This window comes from Nonomuraea solani (assembly GCF_900108335.1).
GTDB classification, from domain to species: Bacteria; Actinomycetota; Actinomycetes; order Streptosporangiales; family Streptosporangiaceae; genus Nonomuraea; species Nonomuraea solani.
Map to the genome: position 1 here is coordinate 238,649 of NZ_FNVT01000010.1, position 13,650 is coordinate 252,298.

Consider the following 13,650-nt stretch of genomic DNA (forward strand, 5'->3'; position numbering starts at 1 on the left):
CCTCCTCTCAGCCCCTGTATATCCCGATCGCGTACCTCACCGGCCGGTTGGTGTGCCCGCCATGGAGGCCGACCTGGACGGTGATGTCGACCTTCTTGCCCTTGGGGATCTTGTGCTCCGTCATCGCCATCGGGAACGGCCCGCTCTTCCAGACGCCGCAACCCGAGGTCGAGCCGGTCTCCTCGCCGTCGATCGTGTACGTGAACCACAACCGGCCGGCCAGGTCACCCGAGCAGATCTGGTCGATGCCGATCCTGCCGCTGGCGCTCTCCACCCTCATCTGGTAGAGGGAGTCCTTCGGCCACACGCTGTCCGTCGCGAAGGCCAGGCGCTTGCCGCCCAGCCGCTCCGGCATCTCCTTGAGCGGCTCGGGCGTGACCTGCCGTGCGGGCGGGGTCCACTCGTAGATCGCCAGGTCCCAGTCGGCGAGCCTCGGCCTGGGGGGCAGGCACGGCCCGCCCTTCGTCTCCTTGACGCACCCGGAGGTGGTCGTGTCGAACGTGACCGTGATCTCCTTGGCGCCGTCGGGCACGATCAGCGGCCGCAGGTCCATGCCCTTGGGGCACGGCGCGAAGCCGGCCACGCGGTGGTCCTCGCCGTCCACGAGGATCCGCGGGCCGTTGGTGCCGAAGGTGCCGTCGCACAGCCCGGCCGCGTCCAGCGGCAGGCCGGAGACCGGGACCGTGACCGAGACCTTCCTCGCGCCCTTCCTCGTGAGCCTCGCGGTGGTCAGGCGGCGGTATTCGGTGCCGTCCTGGGAGGTGAACCGCTCGGGCAGCTCGGAGACGGGCGGAGCGGCCACCACCGTCGTGTCCCGCTCCGGCGGCCCGGCCGCGCCGGGCAGCAGGGAGAAGACGACCGCCACGGCCGCGACCGCCGCGCCCCCCGCCAGCGCGCTCCGCCGCAGCCGGATCCGGCGGATACGGCCGCGAACCTGGTCATGGCGGTTCGGGTTGGCGGGCGAGGGGCCGTCGGCCCGCTCACGCAGGACATCACGCAGATCTTGTACGGTCATGGGCGCAACTCCCTCACGATCGCCTCGTCCACTCGCAGCTTGTCCAGGGCCTTCGCGCTCTGGCTCTTGACCGTGCCCTCGTGACAGCCCAGCAGCCGGGCCACCTCGCTCACCGGCAGGTCCTCGTAGAAGCGCAGCACGATCACCGCGCGCTGCCTGGCGGGCAGCCGGCCCACGGCCTGCCACAGCTCCTGGCGCGCGCCGTCCGTCTCGTCGTACGACGTGGCCTCGGGCAGGTCGTCGCTCGGCAGCTCCCTGCGCCATCGCCGCCGCCACCAGGACGTGTACGTGGTCACCAGCACCTTGCGCACGTACGCCTCGGGCTCGTCGATGCCGGCCCAGGCGAACCACGCCTTGGCCAGCGACTCCTGCAGCAGGTCCTCCGCGACGCCCCAGTCCCTGGTCAGCAGGTACGCGGTACGTAACAGCCGATCGGACCGGGAAACCACGAAGTCCTGAAATATCGTCCTATCCGCCAACGTGAAGTGCCTCCTGTGAGAGCCGGTCGACGGTAGTGACGCATCGAACGCCACCCCAGGTTGCCCCGGCCCCTATCAGGTGCTTTCTGCTCGCGTCACGGTGAACGGCGCCAGCTCGCCCAGCCCGCGCACCGACAGCCGGTTGACCTCGCGCAACCGGAACGCCCGATCGCCCTCCAGCTCCTCGGCGAGCTGCGGATCGGCCAGGATCGTCCCCGGCAGCGACAGCGCGGTGAGCCGGCTGGCCAGGTTGACCGTGGTGCCGAACACGTCGCCCATGCGCCACATCACCGGCCCCGCCGCCAGCCCCACCCGCAGCTCCGGCATGTCCTTGCCGCGCGCGTGCGTCTCCACCAGCCGCAGCGCGATCTCCGTCGTCACGTGCGCCTGTTCGGCCACGAACAGCACCGAGTCGCCCAGCGTCTTGACCACCCGCCCGCCGGAGGAGGTCACGATGTCGGCAGAACGCCCCTCGAACCGGTCGATCAGCCGCGCCAGCTCACCGCCGGTGATCTGCCGGCTCAGCCGGGTGAACGCGACCAGGTCGGCGAACCCGACCGCCAGCCGTACCGCGCTCATGTCCTGGTCGGCGATGCGCCCCGCGGCGGCGGCGAGCTGGCGCTGCCAGGCGTAGACCAGCAGCCGCGCCAGGTCGGGCACCACCCGCTCGGCCCGCCGGCGCCAGGCCCGCGGCCGCTCCGCGAGCGGCACGCCCGCCTGGTCGAGCGCCTCCGCGCCCAGCTCCGCCTGCGACTCGGCCAGCCGCGCCGTGGCCCGGCCGAGCGAGCGGGCCATCAGCAGCACGTGCTCCTCGTCGTAGACGCCGGAGGTGACCATGCCGACCAGCGTCTTGAGCGCCTCGACGTCGGAGTCGGTGAACTCCACGGCGTCGTCGGGCACGTTGGGCAGCCCCAGGGCACGCCAGAACCGCCGTGCGCGATAGACCGGCACACCCGCCATGTCGGCGACCTGGTGGCTGGTGTATCGGCGCGGCTCCCGCAGGAAGGCCTCCGCCAGCCCGTCCCCGTCCACGCGCGTCACGTGGGCAACATAACACCCTGTGGGCAGGTCACGGCACCGTCACGCTGCTGTCACGCTACTCGAGAAGCGCTCTGAGCGCGGCCCGCTCGTTCACCGGGACGTAGGCGGCGTAATAGTCGTACATCGCCTTCTTGGACAGGCGGGCCGCCAGGGGGCCGTCGCCGGCGCGTACGGCGGCGATGACCTCCTCGTGGTGCCGGACGCTCCGCCGCATGAGCGCCTCCCGGTCCGGCGCGCCGGCGATCTTGTCCGAGATCAGCCTGAGCACGATCGAGCGGACCACGTCGGTGCAGACCTGGATGAGCTTGTTGCCGCTCGCCCGCGCCACCGCGTCGTGAAAGGCAACGTCGGCGGCGCCGAAGCCGTCCGCGTCGTCCGCGGCGGCCGCCTTCATCGCCTCGACGGCCCGGCTCATCTCGGCGAGCTGCTCCTCGGTGCGCAGCCGGGCGGCCAGCAGGATGGCCGAGCCGTCCAGCACCATCCTGAACTGCACCAGCTCCGCCAGCGACAGCTCCGCCACCCGGGCCAGCGTGGTCATCGACTTGTGTAATGCGGCGGGCGTGAAGGGCAGCACCTCCGCCCCGTTGGGGTCGCCGGGCCGCGACCGCACCAGCCCGCGCGCCTGCAGCACCCGCAGCGCCTCGCGGACGGTGGACCGGCTGACCGAGAACTGCACCATCAGCTCGCGCTCACTGGGCAGCCGCCCGCCCGGTGCGAGAGCGCCGCTCTCGATGGCCTCCTCGACCTGCTCCACGACCCGCTCGTAAGCGCGTACGGTACGCACCGGCTCGAACCGCGGACCACCCATGCAAGCCCCCTTGACCCGAACCGCCACCGACTGGCAATGTCTGAGCCTACTGGTCCGACCAGTGCACTAGCCAGGAGGCTGTAAGACATGAGGCGAATCGGGATCTGGATCGCCGCGGGCGGTCTCCTGCTGGCCACGGCCGCCTGCGGCGGCGGAAGCGGCGGCGGCGCCGGCACCGGTGGCACCCCCAAGGCCCAGTCGCTGTCCGTCGGATTCGTGGCCGAGCCCGCGAACCTCGACTTCACCTCCACCGAGGGCGCCGCCATCCCCCAGGCCCTGCTCGTCAACGTCTACGAGGGCCTGGTCAAGCTCGGCCAGGACGGCAGGATCGTGCCGCTGCTGGCCGAGAAGTGGGACGTCTCGGAGGACCGCAAGACGTACACGTTCACGCTGCGCAAGAACGTCACGTTCAGCGGCGGCGCGCCGTTCACCGCCGACGACGTGGTGTTCTCGCTCGACCGCGTCAAGACGGACTGGAAGCTGAAGATCAAGTCGCAGTTCGACGTCATCGACAAGGTCGAGAAGAAGGACGACGGCACCGCCGTCGTCACGCTCAAGCGCCCCAGCAACGGCTTCCTGTACGCGATGGCCACCAGGCTCGGCGCCATGTTCAGCCGCACCGGGGTCGCCGACCTGGCCAACAAGCCCGTCGGCACCGGCCCCTACGTGCTGGGCTCCTGGCGGCGCGGCGACTCCATCCAGCTCAACGCCAACCCCTCCTACTGGGGCACGAAGCCGCCGCTGTCGGCGATCACGCTGAAATACTTCAAGGAGCCGGCGGCGATGAACAACGCGCTGCTGTCCGGCGGCATCGACGTGATCTCCAGCGTGCAGGCGCCCGAGTCGCTGCAGCAGTTCGCCGACCCCAACCGGTTCCAGACCGTCGAGGGCACCACGAACGGCGAGGTGGTGCTGTCGATGAACAACGGCCGGCCGCCGTTCGACGACAAGGCGGTCAGGCAGGCGGTCCGGCACGCGATCGACCACAAGGCGCTGCTCGACACCGCGTGGTCCGGGCGCGGCCAGCTCATCGGCTCGATGGTGCCGCCCACCGACCCCTGGTACGAGGACCGCACCGGCGACTACCCGTACGACCCGGCCAAGGCCAAGGCGCTGCTCGGCGGCAAGACGTACACCGTCAAGATGCGCATCCCCAACCTGCCGTACGCGGTCAACAGCGCCCAGGTCGTCAAGTCGCAGCTCGCCCAGGTGGGCATCACGGCCGACATCGAGCCGCTGGAGTTCCCGGCCCGCTGGCTGGACGTGGTGTTCAAGCAGGCCGACTACGACCTGTCGATCATCAACCACGTCGAACCCCGCGACATGGGCATTTTTGCCGATAAGTCGTACTACTTCCGTTACGACAACCCCGAGTTCGGCAAGCTCCTCGCCTCCGCCGACGAGGGCACCGAACAACAGCAGACCGACGACCTCAAGAAGGCCGCCAAGCTCCTGTCCGACGACGCCGCGGCCGACTTCCTCTTCCTCTTCCCGAACCTCATCGTGGCGAAGAAGGGCGTCACCGGGCTGCCGGAGAACGCCATCGCGGAGTCCTTCGACTTCACCGGACTCGCCAAGCAGTGACGCTCTACCTGCTCAAGCGGCTGGCCGTGCTGCTCGCGAGCACCGCCGTGGCCGGAGTGGTGGTGTTCGGGTTCATGGCGCTGCTGCCCGGCGACCCGGCCGAGATCGCGCTGGGCGTCAACGCCACCCCCGAGGCCGTGGCCGAGCTGCGCCGCCAGTTCGGCACCGACCGGCCGCCCGTCGCGCAGTTCCTCGACTGGTTCGGCGGCCTCGTCCAGGGCGACTTCGGCACCTCCTACGTCACCCAGGCGCCCATCGGCCCGCAGATCTCCGACCGGCTCGCCGTGACGGCCGTGCTCGTGCTCGGCGGTATGGTGCTGGCGCTGGTGATCGCGGTGCCGCTGGGCACGTTCGCCGCCGTGCACCACCGCGACCCCCTCGGCGCGGCGATCAGCGCGGCCAGCCAGCTCGGCATCGCCATCCCCGCGTTCCTGGCCGGCATCCTGCTCGTGTACGTGTTCGCGGTGCAGGCCCAGGCGCTGCCGTCCGGCGGATACGTACCGATCGCGGAGAACCCGGCGGAGTGGCTGAAGAGCCTGCTGCTGCCGTGGTTGTCGCTCGGCCTCGTGCAGGGCGCGGTGCTCACCCGCTATGTGCGCAGCGCCGTGCTCGACGTCATGCGCGAAGACTACCTGCGCACCGCCCGCGCCAAGGGCCGGGGCCGCACCGGCGCGCTGTGGCGGCACGGGCTGCGCAACGCCTCCATCCCCGTCGTCACCGTGCTCGGCCTGCAACTGGCCACGCTGCTGGTCGGCGCGGTCGTGGTGGAGCGGGTCTTCGTCCTGCCAGGGCTCGGTGACCTGCTGCTCAGCGGTGTCGCCGGGCGCGACCTGCTGCTCGTCCAAGGCGTGGTGATGGTGCTGGTGGCGGCCGTGCTACTGATCAACTTCGTGGTGGACGTGACCTACCACCTGCTCGACCCGAGGCTGCGATGAGAGGCCGGATGAACGCCGGGCTCCTGGCCGGCGGCGCGCTCGTCGGGCTCGTGACGCTCGCGGCGGTGGTGTCGTTCCTCTGGACGCCGCACGACCCGACGCTCGTGGACGCCGCCGGCCGGCTGCGCGAGCCCGGCGGCGGCCACCTCTTGGGCGCCGACATGTACGGCCGCGACACCCTCAGCCAGCTCATGGTCGGCGCCCGCACCACCCTCTACGTCGGCATCGTCGCGGTCGGCATCGCCGCCGTCATCGGCACCCCGCTCGGCGTGATCGCCGGGATGACGCCGCGCGGCTGGCTGTCCGAGCTCATCATGCGCGTCAACGACCTGGTGTTCGCGTTCCCCGCGCTGCTGCTGGCCGTCATGCTCGGCGCCGTGTACGAGCCCGGCACGCTCACCGCCATGATCGCCATCGGGGTGGCCACCGTGCCCGCGTTCGCCCGCGTGGCCCGCGCCGCCACGCTGCAGGTCATGGTCACCGACTACATCCTGGCCGCCAGGGCCGCCGGGCGCCGCCGCGCCGCCATCGCCGTACGGCACGTGCTGCCGAACATCGGCTCCATGCTCATCGTGCAGGCGTCGGTGTCGTTCGCGATCGCCATCCTGGCCGAGGCGGCGCTGTCGTTCCTCGGGTTCGGCACCCGGCCGCCCACCCCGTCGTGGGGCCGGATGCTGCAGGAGTCGTACGGGCTGCTCTTCTCCACCCCGCGCCTGGCCCTGTGGCCCGGGCTGGCGATCGCGCTCGCGGTGCTCGGGTTCAACCTGCTCGGCGACGGCCTGCGCGACTACCTCGACCCCAAGCTCAGGAGGATCCGTGCTGAGCGTTGACGGCCTGACCGTGCGCGCGGACGCCGTCGACCTCGTCCGCGACGTGTCGTTCGCCATCGGGCCCGGCGAACGGGTGGGGCTGATCGGCGAGTCGGGCTCGGGCAAGTCACTGACCGCGCTGTCGCTCATGGGCCTGCTGCCCGAGGGCGTGGCCGCCTCCGGGACGGCCAGGCTCGGCGAACGCGACCTGGTCGGCGTGCCGGAGAGCCGGATCAAGGACCTGCGCGGCCGCGACGTGTCCATGGTCTTCCAGGAGCCGATGACCGCGCTGAACCCGCTCATGCGCGTCGGCGCCCAGGTCGCCGAGGTCATGACGCTGCACGGGCGCTCCCGTGCCGAGGCCCGCGAGCGGGCGATCGAGCTGCTGGCACGTGTACGGCTGCCCGAGCCGGGACAGATCGCCCGCGCGTACCCGCACCAGCTCTCCGGCGGCCAGCGCCAGCGCGTCATGCTCGCCATCGCCCTGGCCAACGGGCCCGAGCTGCTCATCTGCGACGAGCCCACCACCGCGCTCGACGTCACCGTGCAGAAGCAGATGCTCGAACTGATCGCCGAGGTCGCGCCCGCGCTGCTGTTCATCACCCACGACCTCGCCGTCGTCGCCTCCGTCTGCGAACGCGTCCTGGTCATGTACGGCGGCCGCGTCGTCGAGTCCGGCCCCATCCGCGACGTCTTCACCCGGCCCCGCCACCGCTACACCGAGGGCCTGCTGGCCGCCTCCAGGCTCACCCCGCGCGGCACCCGCCTGCCCACCATCCAGGGCGGCGTCCCGTCGGCCGGGCACTTCCCCGGCGGCTGCGTGTTCAGGAACCGCTGCCCGCACGCCACCGCCACGTGCGAGACCGCGCCCGCGCTGACAGGAGACGGCCATGCCCACGCATGCTGGCACCCCGCTGATTGAGGCCGCGGGGCTGAACCGCGTCTACCACCGCCCCCGAACCTCGCTCACCAGGCCGGGCGCCACCGTCCACGCCCTGCGCGACGTGTCTCTCACCGTACGGCGCGGCGGACGCTACGGCATCGTCGGCGAATCCGGCTCGGGCAAGTCCACGCTGCTGCGCCTGCTCTGCGCCCTCGACCAGCCCACCAGCGGCTCCATCCGCTTCGACGGCCAGGAGATCACCGGCAGGCCGGAGAAGCGGCTGCGCTTCCTGCGCGAGAACCTGCAGATCGTCTTCCAGGACCCGATGAGCTCCCTCGACCCCCGCATGCGCGTGCGCGACCTCGTCGCCGAGCCGCTCATCGCCCTCGGCCTGCCGGTCGGGAACCGGATCTCCGAACTGCTCGACGAGGTCGGGCTCCCGGCCGAGGCCGCCGGCCGCTATCCGCACCAGTTCTCCGGCGGGCAGCGGCAGCGCATCGCCATCGCCCGCGCGCTCGCGCCCCGGCCGAAGGTGCTGGTCGCCGACGAACCCGTCAGCGCACTGGACGTCTCCGTACGCGGGCAGATACTCAACCTGCTGGCCGACCTCGTGGACGAGCTGGGGCTCACGCTCGTGTTCGTCTCGCACGACCTGTCCGTGGTGCGGCACGTGTGCGAGACGGTCGCCGTCATGAGCGCGGGCGAGATCGTCGAGAGCGGGCCGGTGGACGAGGTCTGGGCCGCGCCCTCGCATCCGTACACGCGGGCGCTGCTGGAGGCCGTACCGACTCTGGAGGGATTGCTGTGATCGACGTCGACGCCAGGGGAGTGGTGGAGTTCACGCAGGCGCTGGTGCGCATCCCCAGCACCAACGACCCGGCGCGCGGCCGCAACGAGCGGCCGGCCGCCGAGCTGGTCGAGGCCAAGATGCGCGAATGGGGCTGGGAACCGGTCGTGTCCGAGGCCGCGCCCGGCCGGCCGAACGTGGTCGCCGTCGTGGAGGGCGGCGGCGGGGATGGGCCGACGCTCATGTTCGAGGGGCACACGGACGTGGTGACCGAGGGCGACCTGTCCACCTGGACCGTCGACCCGTTCGGCGGCGAGATCCGCGACGGGCGGCTGTGGGGGCGGGGCAGCGCCGACATGAAGTCCGGCCTCGCCGCCACCCTCTACGCCACCCGCGCCCTGCAACTGGCCGGGCCGTTCCCCGGCCGGATCAAGGTGTGCGCGCTCGCCGATGAGGAAGGTCTCATGCTCGGCGCCCACCACTTCGTCTCGGAGGGCCTGACGGCCGGCGTGGACGGCGCCATCGTGGCCGAGCCGGAGGCGGGCGAGATCTGCGCCGTCGCCAAGGGCGCGCTGCGGCTGCGGGTGGACCTGACCGGCAAGATGGCCCACGGGGCGATGCCGCAACACGGCCGCAACCCCCTCGAAGCGGTCGGCTCCCTGCTGGTCGGTCTGCGTGCCCTGCAGCGCGACCTCCAGGCCCGGCACCCGGCGCACGAGCACCTCGGCGAGGTGTACGTCACCCCGACCGTCCTGCGGGCCGGCTCAGAGGAGCAGGTCAACGTCATCCCGGCGGTCGCCTCGGTCTTCATCGACGTGCGCACCATTCCCGGCGCCGAGCACAAGGAGATCGCCGACCGGGTGGCCGCCCTGGCCGCCTGCGGCGGCATCACCGCCGACGTGTCGATCCTGGTGGACCGGCCGCCCGTGGACGTCCCCGTGTCGGACCCCGTCGTGGCCGCCCTGGCCGCCGCCCACCGGTCGGTGACGGGGGAGGAGCCGGTGTACGGCGGGGTGCCCGGCTCGACGGACGGGACCGTGCTGACCCACTGGGGCGGGATCCCGTCGGTGGTGTACGGACCGGGGGGCAAGTGGATCGCCCACCAGGCGGACGAGTACGTCGAGGTCGAGGAGATCGTCCGCTGCACCCGGGTGTTCGCGGAGGCGGCCCGCCGGTTCCTGAACGGCGACCACTGATGCGCGCTGGGGCGACGAACTCCCTGATGGACGTGGCGGGCCTGCGGGTCGGCCACGCGCACCGGGCCGGGGGCGGTTTTCTGACGGGCACGACCGTCGTCCTGACGCCTTTCGAGGGGGCGGTGGCCGGGGTGGACGTCCGCGGCGCCGCACCCGGCACCCGCGAAACGGAACTCCTGGACCCCCGCAACCTGGTGGAACGGGTGCACGCGGTGGTGCTGTCGGGCGGAAGCGCCTTCGGCCTCAGCGCGGCCTGCGGCGTGATGTCCCGGCTGGCCGCGGCCGGGGTGGGGTACCCGGTGGCGGGCGGCACGGTGCCGATCGTCCCGGCGGCCGTCATCTTCGACCTCGGCCGCGGCGGCACCTTCCACGCCACCCCGGACGCCACCCTGGGCACAGCCGCCTACGACGCCGCGCTCCTGAGGGAGGACGCTCAAGGGCCCCCGGCTCCGGACGGCGGTCCGCGGTCCGTGGCCCCTTTGGGGGAAGGGGCTGGGGCGGCGGCCTTTCAAGGGACGGCGGCCCCGGCGGCGAGTGGGTCGGTCGGGGCCGGGACCGGGGCGATGGCCGGGGGGTTGGCGGGCGGGGTCGGGACCGCCAGCGCCGTGCTCCCCGACGGGACCACCGTGGCCGCCCTGGCCGTGGTGAATGCCGTGGGCTCCGTTCTCGACCCCCACGACGGCACCCTGGCCGGAGCCCGCTACGGACTCCCCGGCGAGTTCGGCCACCTCCAGGCCCCGGCAAAGGCGGAGACGGACGCGTGGCGGCCGAGCAACACGCCGGCGTTCAACACCACCATCGGCGTGGTGGCCACCGACCGTACCCTCACCAAGGCCCAGTGCGGCAAGCTGGCCGCCGTCGCCCACGACGGCCTGGCCAGGGCCATCAGACCGGCCCACACCATGACCGATGGCGACACGATCTTCGCCCTGGCCACCTGCGCCCAGAAGACTCCGGACCACGACGTCTTCCAGGACGTCCTGGCGGCCGGAGCCGACGTGTTCAGCCGGGCCGTGGCGCACGCCATCCTGGCCGCCACCGGCCGCGAGGGCGCGCCCGCGTACCTCGACGTGTTCCCGAGCGCCCTACGGAAAGAGCGATGACCATCGACACCCCATGGCCGGCCGGCCTGCCCATCGGCGACGGATGGGAGGAGACGGCGGGCACCACCGACGTGATCTTCCCCTACGACGGAACCCTGGTCGCCAAGGCCCCGCTCGGCACTCCGGAGCAGGCGAGGCGCGCCGTCGAGGAGGCGCTGGCCGCGGCCCCCGCGATGGCCGTCCTGCCGTCCCACGCCCGCCGCGCCGCCCTCACGCACGCCCACGACGCCCTCAAGGACAGGCGCGAGGAGTTCGAGCGCCTCCTCGTCCACGAGACCGGCAAACCCCTGATCGACTGCCGGGTCGAGGTGGCCAGGACGCTCGTCACCCTGGCCACCGCCGCCGAGGAGGTCGCCAGGCTGCACGGCGAGACCGTGCCGCTCGACCTGCTGCCCTCGGGCGAGGGCCTGGTCGGGTTCTGGACGCGCCGGCCCATCGGCGTGGTCGTCGGCATCACCGGCTTCAACTATCCGCTCCTCCTGGCCGCCCACAAGATCGCCCCCGCCATCGCGGCCGGCTGCCCGGTGATCGTCAAGCCCGCGCCCGCCACCCCGCTGGCCACGCTCTGGCTGGTCCACCTCCTCAGGTCCGCCGCCGCCCTGCCGCCCGCCGCCGTGCAGCTCGTCACCGGCGACGCCGACGTCGGCAGGACGCTGGTGGAGGACCGGCGGATCGGCGCGGTCTCGTTCACCGGCTCGGCCACCGCCGGCCACGCCATCGCGCGCGGCGCCGCCCCCACCAAGGTGCTGCTGGAGCTCGGCTCGAACGCGGCGCTCGTGGTCGCGGCGGACGCCGACCTGGAGGCCGCCGCCGACGCCGTGGTGCGCGGCGGCTACTACGCCTCCGGCCAGGCGTGCATCTCGGTGCAGCGGGTGCTGGTCGAGGAGTCCGTACGGGAGCCGTTCGTCTCCCTGCTGGCCGACCGCGTCAAGGGCGTCACGGTCGGCGACCCGCGCCTGCCCGGCACCCGCGTGGCGCCGCTCATCGACGAGGCCGCCACCGCCCGCGTCCTCGACTGGATCGCCGCCTCGGGAGCGACGGCGGTCATCGGCGGGAGCCGCGACGGCCGGGCCATCGCGCCCACCGTGCTCGACGGCGTCGCCGACGGCGCCGCCGCGTGGGACGAGGAGATCTTCGGGCCGGTGGTGTGCGTGCGCTCGGTGCCCGGCCTCGACGCCGCCTTCGCCACGGTCAACACCTCCCGGTACGGCCTGCACGCCGCCGTGTTCACCCGCTCCCTGGCCACGGCGTTCGCGGCGATCGAGCGAATCGAGGCGGGCGGAGTGGTGGTCAACGAGGTGCCGGGGTTCCGGGCCGACAACATGCCGTACGGCGGCGTCAAGGACTCCGGCATCGGCCGCGAGGGCCCCCGCTTCGCCATCGAGGAGTTCACCGTGACCCGGATGGCCATCATCAGGCCGTAGAAGAGCCCGCACCGGCTCCGGGCGGAGTCGGTGCGGGCACGGTCGAGCCGCTGACCGGCCTTCCGGTCAGGTGAGGGAATGAGTCACAGCTCCGCGCGGATGACGCGCAGATGGTGCCGCACCACCGGGGCGCTGTCGCGCGCCAGGTCCTTCACCCACGCCGAGTGGCCGCGGCGCAGCTCACGCTGCCCCAGCCAGAGCGCGTACTCGTGGGCGTCCTCCTGGTAGCGCAGCCAGGCCCGGTCGAACCGGCGACCGGGCCGGTCGGTGACCTCGCGCAGATCGTCGCGCTGCTCGGAGGTCGGCCACCTGGGGAGGCGGACGTCGAACCGGTCGGCGACCTCGCGCAGCCGCGCGTCGAACCGGCGGTGATCGCGGATCAGCCGCCAGGCGATGCCGCGGACGTTCTCGTCGCGCGACCTGCGCAGCGCGGCCTGCCCGGCCGCGATCTCGGCGAGGTTGCCCTGGTGGGCCGCCCTCAGGTACGCCTTGTCCCGCGCCGACAGGTGCAGCGCCGTGCTCGCCGGAGCCACGGCGGTGACCGGAGCGGCCTGGGATCGAGCCTGGGCGGGGGTGGCGATCGGGGCGATGGTCAGGGGCAGCACGGCCGCCATGCCGGCGGTTGCTAATTTCCGTGCTGTTCTCATGAGTCACTCCTTTCGATCAGGACTCATGTTCGCTGCCCCGTTCCGGCCGAGATATTCGGGCTAATTCGGCGGATCGAAACGCCCGTCCACGGCGGTCCAGCCGCCGTCCACGTAGAGCACGGAGCCGGTGACGAAGCTGGCGGCGTCGCTCGCCAGGTAGACCACCGCCCCGGCCATCTCCTCCGCCGCCGCCCACCGGCCGAGCGCGCTCTTGGCGGCGTACGCGGCGTACCAGCCGGGGTTCTCCTTGATCTGCCTGGTCAGCGGCGTCTCCACGACGCCGGGCGCGACGGCGTTCACCCGCACCCCGTGCGGCCCGAACTCCGCCGCGGCCGTCCGCAGCAGTTGCACCAGCCCCGCCTTGGTCGCCGAATAGACGCTCTGCCCAGGTTCGGTGACCGACGCCCTGATCGAGGCGAACCCGATGATCGAGCCGCGCCCCCGCTCCACCATGCCCGCCCCGAACGCCCGCACCACGTCGAACGAGGCCCGCAGGTTGAGGCTCACCACCCGGTCGAACTCCTCGCCCGTGTAGTCGAGCAGCCGCTTGCGCACGTTCGTGGCGGCCGTGAACACGAGCACGTCGGCCGGCTGCTCGTCGGCCAGCGCCCGCACCGCCGGCGCGTCGAGCACGTCCACCAGCCGCGCCGCGCCGCCGCAGCCGTCGGCGGTCTCCTGAGCGGCCGCGACGTCCCGGTCCGCGCACACCACGGAGGCCCCGTGGGCGGCCAGCGCCAGCGCCGCCTCCCTGCCGATCCCGCTCCCGGCCCCGATCACCACGGCTCGCCGGCCGTCCAGGCGGAACAGCGCGTCATATCCCATAGCAGGCACCCTAGCGACTGGTCCGACCAGTGCACCAGGTCTCGGGCCCACGGTTGCGTCAAGGCCGGTGTGTAGCGTTGACGTCGCCGTACGTAGCGGGACAGGCTCGACGCGATC

Annotated in this window: 14 protein-coding genes; 8 read left to right on the plus strand and 6 right to left on the minus strand. The window is 72.5% G+C overall.

Features of this window, described 5'->3' with window-relative positions:
- Positions 1 to 7: 7 nt before the first annotated feature.
- The 4 genes from C4V41_RS32605 to C4V41_RS32620 all read right to left on the minus strand — a co-directional run bounded on the left by C4V41_RS32605 (position 8) and on the right by C4V41_RS32620 (position 3,343).
- On the minus strand, positions 8 to 1,015 hold the full coding sequence (locus C4V41_RS32605) for a hypothetical protein (protein ID WP_103959799.1): 1,008 nt from the start codon (positions 1,013 to 1,015) through the stop codon (positions 8 to 10).
- Entirely contained in the window at positions 1,012 to 1,494 is a 483-nt protein-coding gene (locus tag C4V41_RS32610; RefSeq protein ID WP_103959800.1) for a SigE family RNA polymerase sigma factor, read from the minus strand. Before C4V41_RS32610 ends, C4V41_RS32605 begins: the two co-directional genes overlap by 4 nt.
- A gap of 75 nt (positions 1,495 to 1,569) precedes the next feature.
- Positions 1,570 to 2,535 (minus strand): adenylate/guanylate cyclase domain-containing protein, encoded by a 966-nt coding sequence (locus tag C4V41_RS32615; protein WP_103959801.1) that lies wholly within the window; start codon positions 2,533 to 2,535, stop codon positions 1,570 to 1,572.
- A 55-nt stretch (positions 2,536 to 2,590) separates the two neighbouring features.
- Positions 2,591 to 3,343 (minus strand): FadR/GntR family transcriptional regulator, encoded by a 753-nt coding sequence (locus C4V41_RS32620; protein ID WP_103959802.1) that lies wholly within the window; start codon positions 3,341 to 3,343, stop codon positions 2,591 to 2,593.
- 87 nt (positions 3,344 to 3,430) lie between these two features.
- On the opposite strand from C4V41_RS32620, the gene C4V41_RS32625 reads away from it, so the two are divergent.
- Genes C4V41_RS32625 through C4V41_RS32660 form a run of 8 tightly spaced genes read left to right on the plus strand, consistent with a single transcriptional unit; the run spans position 3,431 to position 12,064 of the window.
- Positions 3,431 to 4,927 carry an ABC transporter substrate-binding protein gene (locus tag C4V41_RS32625; RefSeq protein WP_103959803.1) on the plus strand — a complete coding sequence of 499 codons (1,497 nt, stop codon included), beginning with the start codon at positions 3,431 to 3,433 and terminating at the stop codon, positions 4,925 to 4,927.
- The gene (locus C4V41_RS32630; protein WP_103959804.1) at positions 4,924 to 5,862 is read left to right on the plus strand and encodes an ABC transporter permease; all 939 of its coding nucleotides are present in this window, start codon (positions 4,924 to 4,926) and stop codon (positions 5,860 to 5,862) included. Before C4V41_RS32625 ends, C4V41_RS32630 begins: the two co-directional genes overlap by 4 nt.
- An 8-nt stretch (positions 5,863 to 5,870) precedes the next feature.
- Positions 5,871 to 6,692, plus strand: a complete 822-nt coding sequence (locus C4V41_RS32635; protein WP_235030506.1) for an ABC transporter permease — start codon at positions 5,871 to 5,873, stop codon at positions 6,690 to 6,692.
- Positions 6,679 to 7,593, plus strand: coding sequence for an ABC transporter ATP-binding protein (locus tag C4V41_RS32640; protein WP_103959945.1), 915 nt, complete (start codon positions 6,679 to 6,681; stop codon positions 7,591 to 7,593). The genes C4V41_RS32635 and C4V41_RS32640 overlap by 14 nt, the downstream gene beginning before the upstream one ends.
- Positions 7,562 to 8,362 (plus strand): ATP-binding cassette domain-containing protein, encoded by an 801-nt coding sequence (locus C4V41_RS32645; protein ID WP_103959806.1) that lies wholly within the window; start codon positions 7,562 to 7,564, stop codon positions 8,360 to 8,362. The genes C4V41_RS32640 and C4V41_RS32645 overlap by 32 nt, the downstream gene beginning before the upstream one ends.
- On the plus strand, positions 8,359 to 9,537 hold the full coding sequence (locus C4V41_RS32650) for a M20 family metallopeptidase (RefSeq protein WP_235030507.1): 1,179 nt from the start codon (positions 8,359 to 8,361) through the stop codon (positions 9,535 to 9,537). The genes C4V41_RS32645 and C4V41_RS32650 overlap by 4 nt, the downstream gene beginning before the upstream one ends.
- Positions 9,537 to 10,640, plus strand: a complete 1,104-nt coding sequence (locus C4V41_RS32655) for a P1 family peptidase (protein WP_103959807.1) — start codon at positions 9,537 to 9,539, stop codon at positions 10,638 to 10,640. Before C4V41_RS32650 ends, C4V41_RS32655 begins: the two co-directional genes overlap by 1 nt.
- Positions 10,637 to 12,064 (plus strand): aldehyde dehydrogenase family protein, encoded by a 1,428-nt coding sequence (locus tag C4V41_RS32660; protein WP_103959808.1) that lies wholly within the window; start codon positions 10,637 to 10,639, stop codon positions 12,062 to 12,064. The genes C4V41_RS32655 and C4V41_RS32660 overlap by 4 nt, the downstream gene beginning before the upstream one ends.
- A gap of 83 nt (positions 12,065 to 12,147) precedes the next feature.
- On the opposite strand, the gene C4V41_RS32665 is transcribed toward C4V41_RS32660, so the two are convergent.
- Both C4V41_RS32665 and C4V41_RS32670 read right to left on the minus strand, forming a co-directional pair.
- A complete protein-coding gene (locus tag C4V41_RS32665) occupies positions 12,148 to 12,711 on the minus strand; it encodes a DUF4142 domain-containing protein (protein ID WP_103959809.1) in 564 nt (187 codons plus the stop codon).
- Positions 12,712 to 12,771: 60 nt separating this feature from the next.
- On the minus strand, positions 12,772 to 13,533 hold the full coding sequence (locus C4V41_RS32670; protein ID WP_103959810.1) for an SDR family NAD(P)-dependent oxidoreductase: 762 nt from the start codon (positions 13,531 to 13,533) through the stop codon (positions 12,772 to 12,774).
- Positions 13,534 to 13,650: the final 117 nt, after the last annotated feature.

What these genes read in the sequence shown, in the direction of transcription:
- C4V41_RS32605 (WP_103959799.1), bottom strand. Translation starts at nt 1,015, where the DNA reads ATGACCGTACAAGATCTGCGTGATGTCCTGCGTGAGCGGGCCGACGGC.
- C4V41_RS32620 (WP_103959802.1), bottom strand. Translation starts at nt 3,343, where the DNA reads ATGGGTGGTCCGCGGTTCGAGCCGGTGCGTACCGTACGCGCTTACGAG.
- C4V41_RS32625 (WP_103959803.1), top strand. Translation starts at nt 3,431, where the DNA reads ATGAGGCGAATCGGGATCTGGATCGCCGCGGGCGGTCTCCTGCTGGCC.
- C4V41_RS32635 (WP_235030506.1), top strand. Translation starts at nt 5,871, where the DNA reads ATGAACGCCGGGCTCCTGGCCGGCGGCGCGCTCGTCGGGCTCGTGACG.
- C4V41_RS32645 (WP_103959806.1), top strand. Translation starts at nt 7,562, where the DNA reads ATGCCCACGCATGCTGGCACCCCGCTGATTGAGGCCGCGGGGCTGAAC.
- C4V41_RS32655 (WP_103959807.1), top strand. Translation starts at nt 9,537, where the DNA reads ATGCGCGCTGGGGCGACGAACTCCCTGATGGACGTGGCGGGCCTGCGG.
- C4V41_RS32660 (WP_103959808.1), top strand. Translation starts at nt 10,637, where the DNA reads ATGACCATCGACACCCCATGGCCGGCCGGCCTGCCCATCGGCGACGGA.
- C4V41_RS32665 (WP_103959809.1), bottom strand. Translation starts at nt 12,711, where the DNA reads ATGAGAACAGCACGGAAATTAGCAACCGCCGGCATGGCGGCCGTGCTG.
- C4V41_RS32670 (WP_103959810.1), bottom strand. Translation starts at nt 13,533, where the DNA reads ATGGGATATGACGCGCTGTTCCGCCTGGACGGCCGGCGAGCCGTGGTG.